16 protein-coding genes are annotated in these 19,485 nt (G+C 50.4%); 13 read left to right on the top strand and 3 right to left on the bottom strand.

What is annotated here, in order from left to right:
• Positions 1-158 precede the first annotated feature (158 nt).
• The 6 genes from B9T62_RS21860 to B9T62_RS39365 all read left to right on the top strand — a co-directional run bounded on the left by B9T62_RS21860 (position 159) and on the right by B9T62_RS39365 (position 6,998).
• Complete coding sequence (locus B9T62_RS21860) at positions 159-1,106, top strand: ABC transporter permease (RefSeq protein ID WP_087920361.1); 948 nt, start codon at positions 159-161, stop codon at positions 1,104-1,106.
• A 15-nt stretch (positions 1,107-1,121) separates the two neighbouring features.
• Entirely contained in the window at positions 1,122-2,009 is an 888-nt protein-coding gene (locus B9T62_RS21855) for a carbohydrate ABC transporter permease (RefSeq protein ID WP_087917233.1), read from the top strand.
• Positions 2,010-2,091: 82 nt separating this feature from the next.
• Positions 2,092-3,741, top strand: coding sequence for a type 2 periplasmic-binding domain-containing protein (locus B9T62_RS21850; protein WP_087917232.1), 1,650 nt, complete (start codon positions 2,092-2,094; stop codon positions 3,739-3,741).
• Between the two features lie 45 nt (positions 3,742-3,786).
• Positions 3,787-5,139, top strand: coding sequence for a glycoside hydrolase family 30 protein (locus tag B9T62_RS21845; protein ID WP_087917231.1), 1,353 nt, complete (start codon positions 3,787-3,789; stop codon positions 5,137-5,139).
• Between the two features lie 245 nt (positions 5,140-5,384).
• Positions 5,385-6,626 carry a glycoside hydrolase family 30 protein gene (locus B9T62_RS21840; RefSeq protein WP_342746087.1) on the top strand — a complete coding sequence of 414 codons (1,242 nt, stop codon included), beginning with the start codon at positions 5,385-5,387 and terminating at the stop codon, positions 6,624-6,626.
• 42 nt (positions 6,627-6,668) lie between these two features.
• A complete protein-coding gene (locus B9T62_RS39365) occupies positions 6,669-6,998 on the top strand; it encodes a hypothetical protein (protein WP_157793961.1) in 330 nt (109 codons plus the stop codon).
• 434 nt (positions 6,999-7,432) lie between these two features.
• On the opposite strand, the gene B9T62_RS21830 is transcribed toward B9T62_RS39365, so the two are convergent.
• Positions 7,433-7,648 carry a hypothetical protein gene (locus B9T62_RS21830; RefSeq protein ID WP_157793960.1) on the bottom strand — a complete coding sequence of 72 codons (216 nt, stop codon included), beginning with the start codon at positions 7,646-7,648 and terminating at the stop codon, positions 7,433-7,435.
• 777 nt (positions 7,649-8,425) lie between these two features.
• On the opposite strand from B9T62_RS21830, the gene B9T62_RS21820 reads away from it, so the two are divergent.
• From B9T62_RS21820 to B9T62_RS21790, 7 genes are all read left to right on the top strand, one after another.
• Entirely contained in the window at positions 8,426-9,067 is a 642-nt protein-coding gene (locus tag B9T62_RS21820; protein ID WP_087917227.1) for a YdhK family protein, read from the top strand.
• Between the two features lie 515 nt (positions 9,068-9,582).
• Positions 9,583-10,974, top strand: a complete 1,392-nt coding sequence (locus tag B9T62_RS21815; RefSeq protein WP_087917226.1) for an ABC transporter permease — start codon at positions 9,583-9,585, stop codon at positions 10,972-10,974.
• A gap of 32 nt (positions 10,975-11,006) precedes the next feature.
• Positions 11,007-12,410: an ABC transporter permease gene (locus B9T62_RS21810; protein WP_087917225.1), complete on the top strand. Its 1,404-nt coding sequence runs from the start codon at positions 11,007-11,009 to the stop codon at positions 12,408-12,410.
• A 14-nt stretch (positions 12,411-12,424) separates the two neighbouring features.
• A complete protein-coding gene (locus tag B9T62_RS21805; protein ID WP_087917224.1) occupies positions 12,425-13,111 on the top strand; it encodes an ABC transporter ATP-binding protein in 687 nt (228 codons plus the stop codon).
• A 181-nt stretch (positions 13,112-13,292) separates the two neighbouring features.
• Positions 13,293-15,422, top strand: coding sequence for an S-layer homology domain-containing protein (locus B9T62_RS21800; protein WP_087917223.1), 2,130 nt, complete (start codon positions 13,293-13,295; stop codon positions 15,420-15,422).
• A gap of 106 nt (positions 15,423-15,528) precedes the next feature.
• Positions 15,529-16,101: a hypothetical protein gene (locus tag B9T62_RS21795; RefSeq protein ID WP_087917222.1), complete on the top strand. Its 573-nt coding sequence runs from the start codon at positions 15,529-15,531 to the stop codon at positions 16,099-16,101.
• Between the two features lie 40 nt (positions 16,102-16,141).
• On the top strand, positions 16,142-16,924 hold the full coding sequence (locus B9T62_RS21790) for an SDR family NAD(P)-dependent oxidoreductase (RefSeq protein ID WP_087917221.1): 783 nt from the start codon (positions 16,142-16,144) through the stop codon (positions 16,922-16,924).
• Positions 16,925-17,126: 202 nt separating this feature from the next.
• Here B9T62_RS21790 and B9T62_RS21785 read toward each other — a convergent pair whose 3' ends face one another.
• Positions 17,127-18,989, bottom strand: a complete 1,863-nt coding sequence (locus B9T62_RS21785) for a hypothetical protein (protein WP_087917220.1) — start codon at positions 18,987-18,989, stop codon at positions 17,127-17,129.
• A 206-nt stretch (positions 18,990-19,195) separates the two neighbouring features.
• Positions 19,196-19,438 (bottom strand): IS3 family transposase, encoded by a 243-nt coding sequence (locus B9T62_RS21780; protein WP_087917219.1) that lies wholly within the window; start codon positions 19,436-19,438, stop codon positions 19,196-19,198.
• Between the last annotated feature and the right edge of the window lie 47 nt (positions 19,439-19,485).

Here is a 19,485-nt window from a genome sequence, read left to right as displayed (position 1 = left end):
GTCTCACCTTATCCTTCTATTTTTCGCAGAACCGGTTGCCGCCTCTTGCAGAGGAGGTGAAAGCCGTTTCTATTTGAGGAAAATAAAAACGTTTTTAGTTAACGCTTACATTCGCAATATCAGCTGGAGGGGGGAAGAACGTGGCTAAAACAACCACAATGCGAACCATGAAAGAGAAACCCATGGGGCAGAGAATCAAAGAATTTGTGGCGGACTTCCGGCGGCAATGGGAGATTCAGTCGATGGTCATACCCGGCATTATTTTTATGATCGTATTCTGTTTCATCCCGATTTACGGACTAACCATTGCGTTCAAAAGCTACACCGTGATTGACACGCTGGACTCCGCACCCTGGGTGGGGCTGGACAACTTCAGAATCATCCTCTCGGACCGTTACTTCTGGGATGCAGTAGTCAATACGCTGGGGATCAGCTTCCTGAAGCTGGGGATCGGGTTCATCATTCCGATTATCCTGGCGATTATGATCTACGAATTAAATATTGGCCGCTACAAAAAATTCGTCCAGACTATCTCGTATCTGCCTCACTTTCTGTCCTGGATCGTGCTGGGCGGGATGCTGATTACCTGGTTCTCGACGTCAGGCTTGTTTAACCAGCTGCTGCTGAACCTGGGTCTGATCTCGCAGCCGCAGAACATTCTGCTTGATCCGGGCAAATACTGGTGGATTGCCACCTTGTCCGACATCTGGAAGGAAGCCGGCTGGGGAACGATCCTGTATCTGGCGATCATGTCCAAGATTGATCCCACCTATTACGAAGCGGCCAAGATTGATGGTGCCGGACGGCTCAGACAGATCTGGAATATTACGCTTCCCAATATGAAGACGATTATCAGCTTAAATCTGATCCTTACTGTAAGCGGTTTATTGGGCTCGAATCTGGATCAGACGCTGGTACTGATGAACTCGCAGAACCGGGAAAGAGCGGAAGTCATCAACTCCTATGTGTACCGGATGGGGATGACGCAAGGCGACTTCTCCTACGCAACCGCTGTAGGGCTGGGTGTCTCGATCGTTTCCGTGATCCTGCTGGTTACCGCCAACAAAGTCACCAGTAAATTAAATGATAATCAATCGGTCTTATAGAAGGGAGGCCTCCGTATGAACCGGAAGGTGGTCAAACAAGATCTCGACAGCCGGATCTTTGATGCGCTAAATGTAAGTTTGCTGTTCATCTTCACCGTCATTATTGTCGTTCCGCTCTGGAACGTTATCATCTCTTCCTTCAGCTCCGGCAGGGCGCTGGCGGAAGGCGGATTCATCTTCTGGTCGAAGGAATTCTCGCTGGAGAATTACCGCGCCGTCTTTCAGGACCAGAGTATCTGGCAGTCCTTTTTCATCTCGGTGTCCAAGACGTTTATCGGGGTAGTCACCCACGTGTTCTTTTGTGCCATGGTCGGTTACGGTCTGAGCAAAAGATACATACGGGGACGCAAGCTCTATGTCGCGCTGGGTGTGATTACGATGTTCTTCTCCGGCGGGATGATTCCGACGTACCTGCTGATCAAGTCGCTGGGGCTGCTCAACAGCTTCTGGGTGTATATTATTCCCGCTCTGTTCAGCTATTACGATGTGGTCATTCTGATGAATTTCTTCCGCAATGTGCCGGATTCGCTGGAGGAATCAGCCAAAATCGACGGAGCCGGCGACTGGCGTGTCTTCCTGAAGATTTTCATTCCGCTGTCCATGCCGGCGATGGCTACGATTGCCATGTTCAATGGGGTAGGGCAATGGAATGACTTCATGACAACCAAGCTTTATATTACCGACCAGGCCTTGTATCCTCTGCAGATGAAGCTGTATGAGATTATTGTGCAGTCCCAGACCCAGTCGATGCAGAATGTTGGTGGCTCCGCCGTGATCGAAACGACCACCAAGGGGGTCCAGCTGGCGACCATTGTGATTACCACGCTGCCGATTGTAGCGATGTATCCGGTGCTGCAGCGGTATTTTATCTCAGGCATGATGATGGGTGCAGTGAAGGAGTAGGCAGCTAGGTGGTCCGCAGGCTTCATAGGTAAGCTAGTCCATGCAATTTAATCAGATGTATACCAATTCTAGGGGTAATTAAATGTCTATCCTTAATAACGCAGTGGGCAAAAAAGGGCTTAAACTCTGTGCCGGGCTGCTTGCTTCAGCACTTTTGGTAACAGGCTGTGGCGGAGGCGGAGGGTCCAAGGGGGCCGACAAGGAGAACTGGATTTCCATTGAGGACCGCTATACGGTTGACGCCGAAACACCGGCTTGGCAGTTGGATAAGAAGGAGGAGGTCACCGATCTGACCTGGTACGTGAACGCAGACTGGTGGAACACCGATTTCGGCAAGGATATCGTCACCAAAAAAATCAAGGAAGACCTGAACATCAACATCAAGTTCATCACAGGAGACGACACGAAGCTGAACACCTTCTTCGCGGGCGGCGATATGCCGGATCTGCTGACGATTTTTGACTCCAACTCTCCAGTGGTGCAAAAGGCTTCCACATGGGCGCTGCCACTGAATGACTTGGCTGAGAAATATGATCCGTATTTCAATAAGGTGGCGGCCCAGGATACGCTGAACTGGTTCCAGCTGGCTGATGGCAAAACCTACGGTTACCCGAACTATTCCAATACACAGGCTGATTATGACAGCGGTAACATTCCAGCCAAAACGGCCTTTATTATCCGCAAGGATGTATATGAGGCGCTGGGCAAACCCAGCATGGGCACACAGGAAGAGTTCCGCAAGGTGCTGAGCCAGATCCGAACCGAGTTCCCGGCCATGATTCCGTTCGGCTTCAACTCGATCGGCGAAGGCTCAGGCTCGCTGGGCGATGTGTTCCAGGATTTCCTGGGCGTGCCGCTGGAGAATGAGGACGGCAGCTTCTACAACCGCAATCTGGATGAGGATTATCTGAGCTGGGTGAAGACGCTGAACGGCGCTTACCGTGATGGAAATATCAGCGATGACAGCTTCGCCGATGACGGTACGGCTTTTGAAGAAAAGGTGAAATCGGGCAAATATGCGACCATGCTCCTGGACGGCACACCGCAGCAGGGCGGCAATCTGCAGATCTTCCTGAGCGCCAATCCGGGTAAGGAATATATCGCCATCGACGGTCCACAGAGCACAGCCGGCCACGAGCCGCTGCTGAACCAGTCGGGCATCACGGGCTGGATGATCAGCTACATTACCCAGGATTGCAAGGACCCGGCCAAAGCGATGCAGGTCTTCACCTACCTGCTGAGTGAAGAGGGACAGAAGCTGATGAACTACGGAATCGAAGGCGAAACGTACAAGACCAATGCCGACGGTACGGTCGAATTGTTGCCGGAAGTCAAGGATCTGCAGCTGAACAATGCCGAGAAGTTCAAGAAGGAATACCGGATGGGCGAGTTTATGTTCTTCGGCCATGACCGCCATAAGGCGCTAAGCCAGGATGCCTTCCCGGAAGCGATCAAACAGATGCAGGAATGGGGCAAAGGCAAGCTGAAGCCGCATTTTATTCTGGAGAACATCAACCCGAACCAGGGGACACCGGAAGCACGCGGGCTGACTGCAATCAATACGAAATGGAACACCACCTTGGTAAGTATGGTCCGGGCCAAAGATGATACTGCGTTTGACAGCACGCTTGCTGACTACAAATCCTTCCTGGAAGACAACAGCTGGGATAAAATCACCCTGATCCGTACCGACAAAATGAAGCAGAACAAAGAAAAGCTGGGCATTGAGTAACAGTCCGGGCATTCCATAAAAATAGAGAGCTGGAGGGAAACGATCATGCCGGAATTTAAGATTTACCAGTCTACAGGTGAACAGGAGTTGTTCGTCGAACAATCCTTGCAGCAAGTAACCGCTGCTGCTTCAGAAACGGTAAGTGCGGTTGTGACCGTGGATGATCAGCAGACGTTCCAGGAGATGGACGGTTTCGGGGCTTCTTTTACCGATTCGGCAGCCTTTCTGATCCATCAGGTTCTGGACGATGAGCAACGGCAGGAGGTTATGATCAAGCTGTTTGACCCGCAGGAGGGGATCGGCTTGTCCGTGCTGCGCAATCCGATGGGTGCGTCAGACTACGCCAGAAGTGTCTACAGCTACAACGATCTGCCGGCAGGTGAAACCGACCTGGAGCTGAAGCAATTCTCGGTGGCCCATGATGAAGCGGATATCATCCCGCTGCTGCAGCAGGCGCTGAAGCTGAATCCGCAGGTGAAGCTGATGGCTTCCCCGTGGAGTGCGCCCGGCTGGATGAAGACGAGCGGCTCGATGATTGGCGGAGAGCTGAAGCCGGAGTTCTATCAGGCCCATGCCGATTATTTCGTGCGCTATATTCAGGCCTATGCGCAGCATGGCTTGCCGATCTACGCGGTCACCCCGCAGAATGAGCCGCTGTTCGAGCCACAGCATTATCCAAGCATGCTGATGCTTGCCGATGCGCAGAGCCGGTTTATCCGGGACTATCTGAAGCCGGCTTTGGTTAACCATGACATCGATGCCAAAATTCTCTGCTACGACCACAACTGGGATCGTCCCGATTATCCGCTGACGGTGCTGGAGCAGGCGGAAGCTGTGGTGGATGGCGTGGCTTGGCATTGGTATGGCGGGGAAACGTCGGCGCAGAGCGCGGTGCTGCAGGCTTTTGCCGGCACAGAAGTGCATTTCACCGAAGGCTCGGGCGGGGAGTGGATTCCCCCCTTCGAGCAGGCCTTCTCCAATGTGATGCGGACCGGAATTGAAATTCTGCGGAATCACAGCAAGTCGCTTGTGCTGTGGAACATGGCTCTGGATGAGAACAACGGCCCTACCGTTCCGGGCTTTGGCCGCAGCACCTGCCGCGGAATTGTGCAGATTAACCAGCAGACACGGGAGCTTGTGTATACGCTGGACTATTACGCGCTGGCGCATTTCAGCCAAATTATCCGTCCTAAGGCGCTGCGGCTTGCAGCCGAGGCGAGCAAGGAAACGATTCGCTGTGTGGCGTTCAGGAATACGGATCAATCGCTAGCGCTGGTACTGTTCAATGACAGTGAAGAGAATGAGCATGTAAGTGTACAACTGCCGGGCGCAGCTCCGATAACCATCACGATGGCCGCCAAAAGTGCGGTATCGGTGTTAAGTAACCCATCTGTCTAGGAGGTGTCTTCAAACCCGATGATACGGAGGGCAAGACAGGTTGAAGCGGGCATTGAGGGGGAAATCACTCTAATGCTGCCCGCTTCACCTTCCAGCTCTCCGGCCACTTGGGTGTGAAGATACGCTCTACAAAAAGGAGCGCTGAAGATGACAACAGCCAAACGAATCATGACCAGCCGGGACACCAGTGACCGTCTGACCGAACGCGGGGGATTGATTTCCGTCCCAAGGCGGGGGAAGTAGACGTGGATCTGGAGCTGTTCCCGGATCAAGCCTATCAGAGCATTATGGGCTTCGGCGGAGCGTTCACCGAAGCGGCAGCCTACACGCTGTCGCGGATGAGCGAAGACAAGCGGCAGGAGGTCATCCGGCGCTATTTCGATCCGGCGGAAGGACTCGGATATACGCTGGGCCGTGTGCATATTCACAGCTGTGATTTCGCGCTGGGCAACTACACTTATGTCGAGGACAACGATACGGAGCTGACGAGCTTCGATATCGCCCATGACCATAAGTGGGTGCTGCCACTGATTCACGATGCGGCCAAGGTGAAAGGCAGCCCGTTCACCATGCTGGCCTCGCCATGGAGTCCGCCGGCCTGGATGAAGACTAATGGCGAGATGAACAACGGCGGCAAGCTGAGGCCGGAATACCGCGAAGCCTGGGCCATGTACTACACCAAGTTCATCCGTGCCTATGAAGCGGAGGGTGTGCCGATCTGGGGCATCAGCGTGCAGAATGAGCCGGCGGCCAAGCAGACCTGGGATTCCTGCGAATACACGGCCGAGGAAGAGCGGGACTTCGTCAAAGCGTATCTGGGTCCAATCATGGAGCGGGAAGGCCTGGACAACGTGAATATCGTGATCTGGGACCATAACCGCGACATTATTGTCGAGCGCGCTTCGACGGTGCTAAATGACCCGGAGGCGGCCAAATATGTATGGGGCACCGGTGTGCACTGGTATGTCTCTGAGGATTTCGCCCAGGTGGGCCAGGTGCATGAGCTGTTCCCGGACAAACATCTGCTGTTCACCGAAGGCTGCCAGGAGGGTGGCGTGCACCTCGGCGCCTGGGAGACAGGCGAGCGTTATGCCCGCAATATGATCGGCGACTTCAGCAACTGGATGGAGGGATACCTGGACTGGAACCTTGTGCTCGATGAGACGGGCGGGCCGAACCATGTCAACAATCTGTGTGATGCGCCGGTGATTGCCGATACGCAGACTGGAGAGGTTCACTATAACAGCTCCTTCTACTACATTGGCCATTTCAGCAAATATGTGCGCCCCGGAGCCGTGCGGATCGGCCAGACTCTGCTGCGCAGCGACATCTCCTCCGTCGCCTTCCGCAACACGGACGGTAGCATTGCTGTTGTCGTGCTGAATGAAACTGATGCGAGCTGCCGCTTCAGCCTCGGCTGCGGCGATCAGATTGCCGATGCCGGGCTTCCGGCACATTCGATTGTCACTTATGTCATCGCTGTTTGATCTTATGCGTTATGTTCCCCGGGGGTGTCCCGGCGGCCTATTATGGCCTGCCGGGGCGCCTCTTTGTGGCGTGTGCACGGCAAGCGCGGCGCGGGCGAAATGAGAGGCCTTTATGCCTTTGAATTCGGCGAATGTGGCTGCGCGGTGGAAATGAGAGGCCTTTATGCCTTTGAATTCAGCGAATGTGGCTGCGCGGTGGAAATGAGAGGCCTTTATGCCTTTGAATTCGGCGAATGCGGCTGTGTGGGCGAAATGAGAGGCCTTCATGCCTTTGAAATCGCCAAATGCGGCTGTACAGGTGAGATGAGAGGCCTTCATGCCTCTAAATTAGTAGCACATAAACGCTATAGGGAAACTTTACCTCTCATCTAGCTCGTATCATCAACAGTAGCTGGATATAGGGGTAATTTACCACTAATTAGTTAGTTAAAGGCTCTGGAAAGGGGTTAGCTACAATGAACGGTACAATTTCCCTATACTCGCTCAAAACAGTATTCCGTCGCAAATAACGGTAGAAATTCCCTATAGCAGCCTGGTGGAGTCACGTATATGCTTCGATGAGTCGTCAGTCGCACGCTCCCTAGTAGGCCACGGCTGATCCGCCCAGTGGGTCTCCCGATATGTCTCCAGTCGATCCCCGACCAACCCCCGTTTATCCCCAAACTGCACCTACCTGACGCCGGATAGTTATGAAACATGATGTGGACGGTTTTATATTTTTAGTTTTCGGCTAATATAATTTATTGCCTACGCCAAACAAGCAGGAACTCCGGAGAGCACCCGCTTGCTGGCCGCGCTTCATGCGGCTATTGATCTTCTTCTTCCTCCGGCAGCGGCTCCGCCTTGCGGCCGAGTTCCTTGTCTGCTTCGGTCGGCTCATTGGCATCGCCGAGCAGGCCGTCCACCAGCTCCTCCAGCTTGGGGCTGAAGCCGCCGTTATCGTCGTTTGGGAGCGGAATGGGCTGCGCTCCGGCCCCGGCATTGTCGAGTGTCTTCTTCTCCTTGTCGGCCAAAAGACTCATTCCTTTCAGGTTGTAGTTTAGGGCTGCAGTGGATTCGCTTCTTATTAAACGAGTAAACCGATCTGGCAGAATTGAACCGTTGCAGTTTGCGGGTGGGGATGAAACCAAACAGCTGCTCCATCCTATCTTACGGACACTCCATAAGGTTAGGTTGCCCATACAGGCGGTGCTTCAAAACACACTTGGTTTACAAGTCGAAAGTGAGCTGGGAGAAGCGGGAGCACAAGGTGAGCGACAGCAGGGCGAAATAGGCGAATAGGGCGATGTAATGAGCATAGTTAGTTAAGGACTAGACGAGTGTGGATTAGAAGCTAGGAGTAGTTAGGGAGAAGCTAAGCTAGACTAGGAGGCAAAGAGTTTAGGAGAAGCTAGGTGAGTGTTGAGGGGAGGCTAGGCAAGTGTTTAGGAGAAGCTAGGCAAATTTAACCGAAGAGCTAGGCAATAGTTATTGAGATAATGAGGGCACCTGGGTGGGCGTGAATTCCTGCAAATGTGCAGGCTTTTATGTGAAAATGGACAACTATAGAGCAATGCCTGCAAAAGTGCAGGAATATTCGCTTTTTGTAGCATAGACAGTAATATTTGCTCCCAAAAGATGTACTTCTGCAGGAATTATCGCGATGAGGAGTCTAACGTTCGAAATACCTGTATTTTCGCAGGAATTTAGTCGGGAGGCGTAGAAAAGCTGCTTGATTTAAGGCGCAATTGTTTACTAACATACCCTCCACGGGTATATTAGAAGCATAGATAAAAATGATGGACAAGGAGTAGATGAACATGAAGAAACAACTGGCGGTACTCGGTATCGCTGCAATAGTAGCCCTCAGCGGCTGCGGGAATAGTGGAAATGACGGCAATAACGGCAATGGGACGACCAATATGAATACCCCAGGTGGAACGAATAATACGAATGGCACGAACACCAATAATACGCAGAACAACAATGCCCAGAGCGGCAATGCTGGAGACCATGCGGGCATGAATCATTCCGGCTCGGGCGAAATGGCCAAAGTGCTGAAGCAAGCCGCCAACCCGACCTATAAAGTGGGCAGCAAGGTAATCATCAATGCCGACCATATGCCGGGGATGAAGGATGCGGAGGCGACGGTTGCGGGCGCTTTTGACACTACGGCTTATACGGTATCCTATACCCCGACTACGGGCGGCGATCCGGTCAGCGATCATAAATGGGTGATTCACGAAGAACTGAAGGATGCTGCAAGTACACCCTACGAGCCAGGTGCGGAGGTAGTGATTGACGCCGACCATATGGAAGGCATGATGGGGGCCAAGGCCACCATTGATTCCGCCGAGCAGACTACGGTTTATATGCTGAATTATACCCCGGTTGGCGGCGGAGAGCTGGTCAAGAATCATATGTGGGTGACCGAAGACGAAATTTCCACCAAAAGCAATTAACAACTGGATCTGGAAACTATAGGAAATTCGAGTTAAGCAAGTTCGCAATATATGAACAACGGCTGTTGTCAGAAGACAAGAACATAGTCCTAGTCCTTTAAGAAACCGCGCCCAGCGCGGTTTTTGTATTTTAAGGGACTAAGTTCTTGTCCTTTGCCCGGGACAAGAACTTGGTCCTATTGCCAATTGGCTGACTGGGCGATCGGACCGCTCTCTTGAGAAATACCCGGATCGGGAGGGGATTTTTTACGTAGCGTGTACTTTATGCCAGCAATCCTGAGTGTACTGGTTGTTGGGTATACGTTTACTTTCGTATTACACCCTGATGGCATATTTAATCAGTTCTTACACACAAAGAATTAATGAAAGTGTGTTGTATTATTATTGAATGTATTCTAATATTTACTATATGGAAACGATATCAATTTATCCATATTAAGTATTTTAGTGAGAGAAGAAATGCATTATATTGGTTGCAATGAAGAAGCAAAGTCTGTAGTACAAGGAGGTGTCAAATGAGTTATTTGCGGAGAGCCCTTTGGAGTGTCTGGAACAACCAACGCAGAACACTGCTGCTGTTGTTGACCCTAACCATCATCGCTACCTTAGTTTTTACCAGCCTATCCCTATACTATGCGTCGGATCAAGCTAAGACTCACGCTCGTAACACATTGGGCAGTGAGGTAAGGCTTGAATATGATTATGAGAAATCAATGAAGAATACTCAGAGCGAGGGCAGTCGTATTTCCACGTGGCCAACGATAGCGATGGCACAGTCTTTGAGCGGATTGGATGATGTTACGGACTACAATTTTCTAAGACCGATTCCATTTGTTGCCGGAAATTTTAGTGCTGTGAATAATGAAACGATGACAGAAGATGTGGAGATTACTTTTGATGGACCTGCTTTTGAATTAGCTAATGTTTCTGTTCATCAAGTGTTAGGAACGGTAATGATGAAGGAATTTATGGATGGAACCCATACATTAATAAGCGGTAGACACATTACTAGAGATGATATTGGGAAACGGTTGGTCTTGATGGAGAGCAGACTGGCAGACAAAAATAATTTGAGCGTAGGGGATATCATTGAAGTAAAGGCTGAAGTCACAAATCGTGAAGCGCAATTTGAAATCGTTGGAATTTACAAAACGGAATGGACATTTGGGGATATCACCTCTTATATTAGCACGGACAACATTCAGTATAACATAATGTATGGTTCTTTTTTCGAGTTAAGTGCAGGTGAGATTACAGCAGATGAGCAAAAGTTGACCATTGCAAAAGCTATGTACTACATGGATGCTCCTGAGCATATTACTCCATTTGTGGAAGCAGCACATCAATTAGACACTGTAGATTATGAGACGTTTTATCTCAATACGAATGAGAGAGCCCTTCAAACGATGACCTTTGCTATCGATAAGGTAAGCTCTTTTTCACGAATTATGCTGGTATTGGTGTTTGCTGCTGGAGCGATTATCTTGAGTCTATTGCTATTCCTATTTATACGCTCTCGGAAAACGGAAATGGGGATTTTATTATCTTTAGGTGAAAGTCGCGGGAAAATTATTGCTCAGTTGCTTACAGAAACACTCATTGTGCTGTTCATTTCACTTGTTTTTTCTCTAATTGGCGGAGGGATAATTAGTGAGAAGACGAGCGAACAGTTACTCACTAGACAAGTGGAGAATTTTGAACTCAAGCAAGAGACCTATACTCAGGGAGCTAAAGTTTTTGTTGTTCCAAACAATGAGGCCGAGCCTATTAAGAAGTTGGATGTTCAACTGACGTCACCCGTGCTATTGGGATTAGGTGCAGTAGGTGTCATTTTGACCATCATTGCTACTATATTTCCTGCTCTCTTAATATTGCGTCTTCACCCCAAAAAAATATTGGCCGATTAAATTTCTGCAATCTTATTGTTGAGGAGGACCTCATGAATTTCTCTAAGAGAGCGTTGTGGAGCATTTATAGAAGGCCTGGAAGGTCTCTCGTTATTTTTCTCGTACTCATTACCATCTTTGCTTTTGTACTCTCTGCATTGGCTATTCAATCCGCCAGCCAGCGAGCAAATCAGTCGGCAAGAGAAAAGCTCGGCAGTGAGGTTGTGCTGGAATTTGACTATGACAAAACACTTCGCAATAATCAGACGGAGGCAGGAGTAAAACAGATAAATTCCTCTGAAGTAACACCTGTAACTATGGACATGGCCCACGGTCTAACCAAACTCGAACATGTCATCGGCTATAATTATATCAATTATTATCTTTTTGCTGCAGAAGATTTCGAAGCAATTCCCAGTCCCACGCAACAGAACAAGGGGGATGCCAACCCAATAGGCCACTCTTTTAAGAATAATATCTCTTTCGAAGAAATCTGGAATACGTCATTGTTAAAGGAATTCAAAGATAGCGTTCATATTTTGATAGATGGCAGGCATATTAGTCCCGATGATAAGGATCGGCAAGTTGTATTAATTGAGAGTAACTTGGCCGAACAGAATGATCTAAACGTTGGAGACCCCATAAAATTAAGGTCTAAAGAGGGAGCAGTATCTACATACAGTATTGTAGGTATATACCGTACAACAAAAACGCCTGCTGATCTGAATTCTTTTTATATCTCTGCTGTCGATATGCCTTACAACAAAATTTACGGTTCTTTATTTTCTCTGTCCGGAAAGAATGAGGATGATCCAAATGTGCTGGTAGGGCGTGCATTTTATTATCTCGATGATCCCGCTAACATTTCACAGTTTGTGAAGTCGGCTCAGGCAGGGAATACAGTGGATTTTAATATTTTTAAACTGAATGCTAATGAGGCAGCTTATAAGAAAATGACTGCAGCCATAGATAGTGTTTCCTACTCATCTCAGATGATGCTGGTTCTTATTAGCGGTTCGGGAGCACTAATTCTAACTTTAATCATTTTGCTCTCTGTCCGTGGCAGAATTTCGGAAATCGGCATTCTATTGTCACTAGGGGAGGGAAGAGCCAAGATTATAGGGCAATTCATGTTAGAAATGATATTACTGGCCTTGCTCGCTTTCTCTTTATCCCCGTTAGTCGGTGAGATGGTGTCGACAAAACTAGGTGACGAGCTATTAGCCAGTGAAGTGGCTGTTAGTCAGAGAGAGCAGGAAGCTTTTATTCAGGATGCGGTATTTATGGCATCACATGATGAAGTAGACATCGTTGATACAATTGATGTAGAGATTACTCTGGAGGCCTTGAAGGAACTGGGTCTGATAGGTTTACTAATCGTCATAGTCGCAACTACACTACCCATTGTGACTATATTAAGATTAAAGCCAAAAGCTATTCTTACCAAGACAGATTAAAGGGAGGGTTAGTTATGGGTATTCTATTAGCCTTTGATCAAATTGAATATTATTATAAGGTTAATCAACAGACGGTAAATATATTAAATGATGCAAGCTATAATTTTTACAGTGGGAAAATGTATGCCATTCTGGGACCGTCAGGTTCAGGTAAAACGACGGCTCTTGCGCTGGCCGGTGGACTGGATGTCCCTAGCGGGGGCAGAATTCTCTATGAAGGTCAAGATATTTCTCGTATTGGTTTATCTAATTACCGCAAGATGCATCGAGCTGTTGTATTCCAATCTTATAATTTAATTCCATACTTGTCGGCTCTTCAAAATGTACGGGTAGGCATGGAGATTCGAGGTAACACGGGAAAGGAAAAAAAAAGAAAAGCGCTTGAGATTCTACAAAATGTTGGACTTACACAAGTAGAGGCACAACGTAATGTGTTGAAGCTTTCGGGCGGGCAGCAGCAGCGTGTGGCGATTGCCAGGGCCTTAGCATGTGATGTTAATCTCATTCTGGCCGATGAGCCTACAGGTAATCTGGATCAAGAGACAGCCGGCAGTATTGTGAATATGTTCCGTGATCTTGCCCATCAACAAAATAAATGCGTTATTGTAGTGACACACAGCCAGCAGGTTGCGGATGCTTCAGATGAGGTAGTTACTCTACAGGAGGGGCGACTAATTCGTGACCATTCTAAAGAGTTATAATCAATGAGTATTACTAAGAAAATTAAAAATACTTTCTTAAAAGCTAAACAACCCAACGGCTGTCAGCCTTAGTGCTGGCGGCTGTTTGTGTTGTGTGCGGCTGTGTCAATATTGTTAATCAAAGGAACAAAATTCCACCTTTGAACGTCTATAGTATTGAAAACGAAAGGAGTGAACTCTTATGCGCGACTACAAAACAAGCTATTCGCTGAGAACTGCTGTGATTATACTGCTCAGTATGCTGCTCGCCCTGCCGGGCACAGCGCTGGCTGCGAACGTACAACCGGCTGCTGCGGCAGCGTCGTTTACCAGTGAAATGCAGGCCGCCCTGCAGAAAGCGGAGGCTGTGCTGCTTGCCGCCAAACCGTTTCCTGACGAAGCAGCGGCGGGTTTCGCCAGAAATGGCAGCAAGCTGACCGCAGGTTACCAGACCATACTTGCCGATCGGATTCTGGACAAGCGCGGCAAGTTCGATACAGTCACGGAATTGTCCCGGACAGGGCTGAATTACGGAGCGGCTGGGGGAAATGCCAACAACATAGCCGGGATTGATCTGTTCCCGCTGTTGATGAATCATCCCGGCATGGAGAAGGAGGGAGCGGAAGGGATAGCCTCGGCCTATATCTTGAGCAATAATATGCTCTATCAATCGGCAAATAGACCGAATTATTATCCGGATATGTTGTTCTATATGCTGCTTCAGTTGCAGAGCGCGGACGGCAGCTGGCCGGACGCCGATTCCGGGCAGGCCAGTGTAGCTGTGACCGCACAGGTGCTGACTGCAGTTGCACCCAGCCGGACTCATGAAGAAGCCGCTGTTCAAATTCCAAGAGCGCTGCAATGGCTGCGCGAGCAGCAGCAAGATGGCAGATTCGGAGGAAGCACAGCAGATACCGCCAGGGTGGTGATCGCTTTGTCTGCGCTGGAGATCGATGCTGCCAGCTTCAAGCAGCCTGACGGCTTAAGCCCGCTGGAATATTTGCTCTCACGCAGTCTGCCTGCTGGTGGATTTGCCCAAACGGCAGGTGGAGCTGCCGACACGGAAGCCACGGTACAGGCTTACCTGGCGTTGACGGCCTACAAGCTCCTGTCCCAGAAGGCCGCTCCATTGTATAGTGACTTGGGGCATTCGACATTGGGAACGGGCACAATCCAGATTGAAGGTCCTGAAGGCACGCTTGCTTTGGGCCGGATGGCCGGAGGGCCGGCAATGAAGGCGGCAACCCGCTTTATGAACGAGCAGGGCATTCCTTACAAGCTGTCCACCTCCGCAGTCCCGCAGATCAGTGCGATCAACGGTATCCGCAATGGGCAGTATAATGGACGCGGCGAATGGAGGCTTGCGCTGATGCCGGCCGGCCGCAGCAACTGGCTGTTTCCCGAGGTGATTTCAGCTGAGCTGCAACTGAACCAAGGCGACCGGCTGCTGCTCTATTACTCGGACAATACCGTTCTGTTTGACCAGTTGGACATTCAATGGAAAGACAAGGCGGGTTCGATCACTCACGGGAATCCTCCAGCGAAGACATCTTTTGACCTCTACGTCAAAAAAGCCCAGCCCCAACTGAGCTATCTGCCAGCCGCCGGGGTTACCGTGTCCGTTCAAGGCCAAACGGCAGTTACGGATGCGAAGGGCAAAGCATCCTTCTCTGGACTGCCGCCGGGAATCCATCCGGTCCAGCTCACCCGCTACGTTAAAGGGGCTGCGCCTGCCATCGCCAAACGTGTGGTACCGCTGCAGATCTCATCCCCAGAGATGAACGCGTATCCCGACGCTGCCAAGGTGGCCGGATGGGCAAGCAGTGATGTAAGCATGGCTTTGTCGCTGGGTTACCTGCAAGGCGTGAGCGACAAGGGCAAGCTCCTGCTTGCTCCGAAGAAGAGCCTCACTCGCGCGGAATTTGTTACCCTGCTGCTGCGTCAGCTTGGCGAATTTCCCGATTCCAAGACTGTATCAGGCTTCAAGGATGTACGGGCAACAGCCTGGTACAGCGGTGCGGTTGCCACAGCGGCGGAGCTGGGCATTGTCCAGCGTTCATCCGGCGTGTTTGAGCCGGGCCGTGCCATCACCCGACTGGAAGCGGCAACCATGGTCGTGAATGCAGCCGGTCTGCAGACCTTCGGCAGCGCGGGCCGCACAAGCTTCACCGATACGACGGGTCTGTCAGCAGCCAGCCTCAAAGCGATCCAGATAGTGAATGAGCATGGAATTATGACAGGCAGCGGCGGCAAATTCCAGCCGGGGCAGACGCTGGTCCGCGAACAAGCAGCGGCCATTCTGCTGAGGATGGATGTGTTAGCTCAGAAGTAAACTTCGATCTATTTGGAAAATGCTTCATGGATTGTCCCGCTGGGAGCAACCTTTTTCGAATTAGAGGGTATAATTAGCATGACAATCACTGCGGAGGGGAATTCACTTGAGAATCCTGAAGAAACTTACAATACTGACCTTTTGCTTTTTGATGATTCCAGGAGGCACATTGCTCCATGCCGCAGCACCCAAACCGGATATTAACGTGTATTTGAACAATGTGCTTCAGAAACAGTCCGGATTCATCTCCGAAGGGGAGATTTATCTGTCTGCCGGGCAGATGACCGAGCAGTTGAACGCACTGATGGCCGTAGAGGACTCAGGTGCGACGGTCCGCATCAACAAACCCAATGTCAACACGGTGCTGCTGGATGATAAGGGCAATATTTTTGGCAAGGCCAAAAGCACGGTGAGTCAGAAGTTCTCGGTGCTGGCCCAGGTGGACAACCTGAAGACCGAGATTTCGGATCTCCGAATTACGATTACAAGTCCGTCGGACGTGACTGAAACGATAGACAATCAGCCGATCAAGGACCAAAAAGACAACTTCTGGTTCAAATCGGCCGAGTATAGCTATACTTTTGAAGCCAAAGGAGCCTATCCTGTGCGAGTGTATCTGAAGGATACCCGCTCCAAGAAATGGTCTGCGGTTTCTGAAATCCAAATTTTTGCGTTTTAGCAAGGGCGGACCCTGAAGGGGACAAGAGGAGGAAGAAGCGATGGAACTGGGATTGCAGGGTAAAATAGCGCTGGTGACCGGTGGCAGCAAAGGGATCGGACTGGCTACAGCGATCGCGCTGGCAGCAGAAGGGGCCAAGGTGGCCATCGTAGCCCGGAGTGAGGATACGCTGCAGGCGGCAGCGGAGCAGATCAGGAAGCAGACTGGTGGGGACGTGCTTGTGATCGCGGCGGACGTTTCCGTGGAAGCGCAGGCGAAGCAGGCCGTAGAGCAGACAGCCGAGCATTTCGGCGGGCTTGATATTCTGGTCAACAATGCCGGTACGTCAGCGGCGGCGTCATTTGAGGAAGTCAGCGCGGAGAGCTGGGATTCCGATCTGGATCTGAAGCTGCTGGGCGCGGTGCATTTTGCCCGCGCGGCGGTGCCTCATATGCGCAAGGCCGGCGGCGGGGCGATTGTCAATGTGACCGCGGTCAAGGGCAAAGCGCCGTCCGCATCGTCGCTGCCGACCTCGGTCAGCCGGGCGGCCGGGCTGGCGCTGACCAAAGCGATGAGCAAGGATCTGGCCAGCGGCAACATCCGTGTTAACGCGGTCTGCATCGGCCTGATCCGCAGCGATCAGATTGAGCGCAAATGGAAGGCGTCCGCCCCTGAGGCGACCTGGGAACAGTTCGCCGCCGATCCGCGCCACGATATTCCGCTCGGGCGGATTGGAGAGGCCGAGGAAGCTGCGAACGTGATTACCTTCCTGGTGTCCGGCGCAGCCTCCTATGTAACCGGAACCTCGGTGAATATAGACGGGGGTTCGGCGGCGGTACTATAAGGTGCAGATTGGTTTAGTAAAGCGTTCTTTCAGGCATAATTGAACCAGCGGGAGGCATGGACCAGAAATATAGTCCATGCCTCCCGCTGCTTTATTGAACTATCGTTTCCCGTTAGAATCCCCAATACAATTGACCCCTAGATATCCCGTACATATAGAATGAAGGAATCATTTGGATTTGTTGCAAGGTGTTTAATTTGATCTAGTCCATTACATTTACGGTGAGCAGCTTTCCGTCTACCTTAGATTTCTTATAAGTGATAGGCAGCATTCCGTCCGGGAAGGGTACCTCGACCTGATAAACACTGATCTTTTCATCACTTTGGTCCAATAGTTCTTTGGCTTCATACCCATCTTGAACACCTGCCTTCGTCAGTAGCTCCAGGGTCTTCTGCATGCTGGCACCTTTATATCGGCCCTGCAAGTTGTCTGTCCATGTCAGGCTATCCCAGTCGGGAGCTTTCACGCTTATGCCGGCCTGCCGCATCATCTCCAGCAAATTCACGACCATGCGCCCATCTCCTTCCTGCATGGCGCAAGCAAGCGCAAGGTAAGCTGAGTCAATTGTCGCAATGGAATTCGTTTTGTTTTTGGCGGCCAGCAATTCGAACAGATTCTCCGTACTCTGTTCTGCGGTGAACCAATAAGCGTGGAAATCCATTGGATTGATTTGGCTTGTTCCTGGGATCAAATACCGCCCGTCATCCGAAACACGGAATACCTGTGATATATCAAAGCGCGTTGGGTATTGCATTACAAATGTATGGTTGCCATCTCCACTAACCATGATTTGAATGGACAATGGCTCACGCGGCAGCTCCCCTCCCGGCAGGATCGAAGCAGAGCCACTCATACTTGAATAATAGAAACTGCCATTGTTAGCTGTCTCCTGGACAAGTCGATACACCAACCGGCTCTTGTGCATGATCGGCTTCACGTCAATGTGGGTTGAATTCCCGTGTACAGTGCGAATTTCCTCATTCACCTGCCACGTAATGTCGGCTATACCCCGCAGTTCGTCAGGCTTCCGCTCGTTGGACAAGTCCGGAAGTCTAAGGACAATGCTGTAATCTCTAGTCTGCCACTCGTAAGCTGTATACTTCTGCTCTGACGCATAGAATACGTCTGAGAAATTCGAATTGTAGGAGATACCTTCGAGCTGCTTCTTACTACCGAATTCAAACACACTTAAGTGCCTTCCAGAAGCTGCAAAACTACCCGCCGAGACTAATACCGGCACGAGCAGCACAATAATAGCGTTAACCATTCTACGAGCGCGGACCTCCCCAAAGGGCAGGTTCAGAACCTGATCGCCGTCCAGCGTTAGCTTTATTGTTAGCTGTCTCATAAGTTCGCCGATCAGCAAGGTTCCAATGCATGCGTAAGCGAGCAACGGTACCGCGTATCCCCAAGGGGGTGTCAGTGACCGGGATAGGCTGATAACTAGTGTGCAGAGCATAGCAAGCAGCGCAAGCGGCAGCAATGTGCCAAAATAGCGCCGAAACATGCGTGGCGCCTTCGCTAATGCTTCACTAAAAGTGATCTCTTGAAGGACCATCAGATATGGCGTAAGCGAGTAGAACAGTAAAGCAATCATCAATATGAGCCCAATCGGGAAAAAGGCTGCAGCGAGGAAAAAGATCAACGAGCCTATCACGCTTTGAAAAATAGACCATGCTATCATACCGCCGAAATACCTGCGTCCACACGCGATTAGAGAGACTGTCTTACGGTTCAGAGCCCATCCTTTCAGACCGCCGAGGTACATGCCCCGGACAAAACTTTGCAATCCGATTACAGCTGCAGATGCAAGGAATGCCGGGATTCCCCATGCCTGTGCCCCGACCTGTAGATACGTGTATGGGATTCTTAGATCCGTAAGTGACGGCATATATAACGGAATGGTTGCATTAAACCCGACTGTCTGCACCGCAGCACCAGTTGTTGTTGCCGGTGACTGAGCATAAGGAAATATGGAAAATCCAAAATAAATACCAAGTCCGACTACTGCTGTGAGAAGTACTTCAAACACCATTACCAACACAATCAAACGTGTATAGGCCATCTTTACCTCCTTGCACGATCAGCTCCCATGTCTCCTAAATCCACTTATCCTAATATTTTATTCAATTGGGGAGTGGTTGTTGCTGCAAGTAACCGATCGGCTTTATAGAGGTCGAGAAGCTGGTGAAGGATACCGCAGTGATACCGACGCCATCCACGCCAAATAACAACACGCCCAAAGACCGGGATAGAGAAATTCGTCTACAGTCATCCGCGACCGTAACGCAACCCCAGTTCCCTCATGTATTTGCCGACGGTGCGTTCACTCCCCTTATGGCCTTCCTGGCGAAGCAATATTGTCACAGTAGGGCTGCCGATGCGGCCTTGGTTATCATTAAAATGATAGGTGATGCGTTGAAGCAGCAACGCCTTGCGTACAGACTGCGGGCTGGCTGTTGAATTCCTCCAGTTGTAATATCCGCTCCGGGATACTTTGAAAATGCTGCACATCTTCTCCACTCGAAACTCGGAGCGATGAGCTTCGATGAACTGAAATC

This window comes from Paenibacillus donghaensis (assembly GCF_002192415.1).
In the GTDB taxonomy this organism is placed as follows: Bacteria; Bacillota; Bacilli; order Paenibacillales; family Paenibacillaceae; genus Paenibacillus_AQ; species Paenibacillus_AQ donghaensis.
Note: the sequence above shows the minus strand (reverse complement) of the source record. Positions and strands in the feature narration are given on the sequence as shown.

Coding starts and splice junctions, on each gene's coding strand:
- B9T62_RS21860 (WP_087920361.1), top strand. CDS start 159: ATGCGAACCATGAAAGAGAAACCCATGGGGCAGAGAATCAAAGAATTT.
- B9T62_RS21855 (WP_087917233.1), top strand. CDS start 1,122: ATGAACCGGAAGGTGGTCAAACAAGATCTCGACAGCCGGATCTTTGAT.
- B9T62_RS21850 (WP_087917232.1), top strand. CDS start 2,092: ATGTCTATCCTTAATAACGCAGTGGGCAAAAAAGGGCTTAAACTCTGT.
- B9T62_RS21845 (WP_087917231.1), top strand. CDS start 3,787: ATGCCGGAATTTAAGATTTACCAGTCTACAGGTGAACAGGAGTTGTTC.
- B9T62_RS39365 (WP_157793961.1), top strand. CDS start 6,669: ATGGCCTGCCGGGGCGCCTCTTTGTGGCGTGTGCACGGCAAGCGCGGC.
- B9T62_RS21830 (WP_157793960.1), bottom strand. CDS start 7,648: ATGAGTCTTTTGGCCGACAAGGAGAAGAAGACACTCGACAATGCCGGG.
- B9T62_RS21820 (WP_087917227.1), top strand. CDS start 8,426: ATGAAGAAACAACTGGCGGTACTCGGTATCGCTGCAATAGTAGCCCTC.
- B9T62_RS21815 (WP_087917226.1), top strand. CDS start 9,583: ATGAGTTATTTGCGGAGAGCCCTTTGGAGTGTCTGGAACAACCAACGC.
- B9T62_RS21810 (WP_087917225.1), top strand. CDS start 11,007: ATGAATTTCTCTAAGAGAGCGTTGTGGAGCATTTATAGAAGGCCTGGA.
- B9T62_RS21805 (WP_087917224.1), top strand. CDS start 12,425: ATGGGTATTCTATTAGCCTTTGATCAAATTGAATATTATTATAAGGTT.
- B9T62_RS21800 (WP_087917223.1), top strand. CDS start 13,293: ATGCGCGACTACAAAACAAGCTATTCGCTGAGAACTGCTGTGATTATA.
- B9T62_RS21790 (WP_087917221.1), top strand. CDS start 16,142: ATGGAACTGGGATTGCAGGGTAAAATAGCGCTGGTGACCGGTGGCAGC.
- B9T62_RS21785 (WP_087917220.1), bottom strand. CDS start 18,989: ATGGCCTATACACGTTTGATTGTGTTGGTAATGGTGTTTGAAGTACTT.
- B9T62_RS21780 (WP_087917219.1), bottom strand. CDS start 19,438: ATGTGCAGCATTTTCAAAGTATCCCGGAGCGGATATTACAACTGGAGG.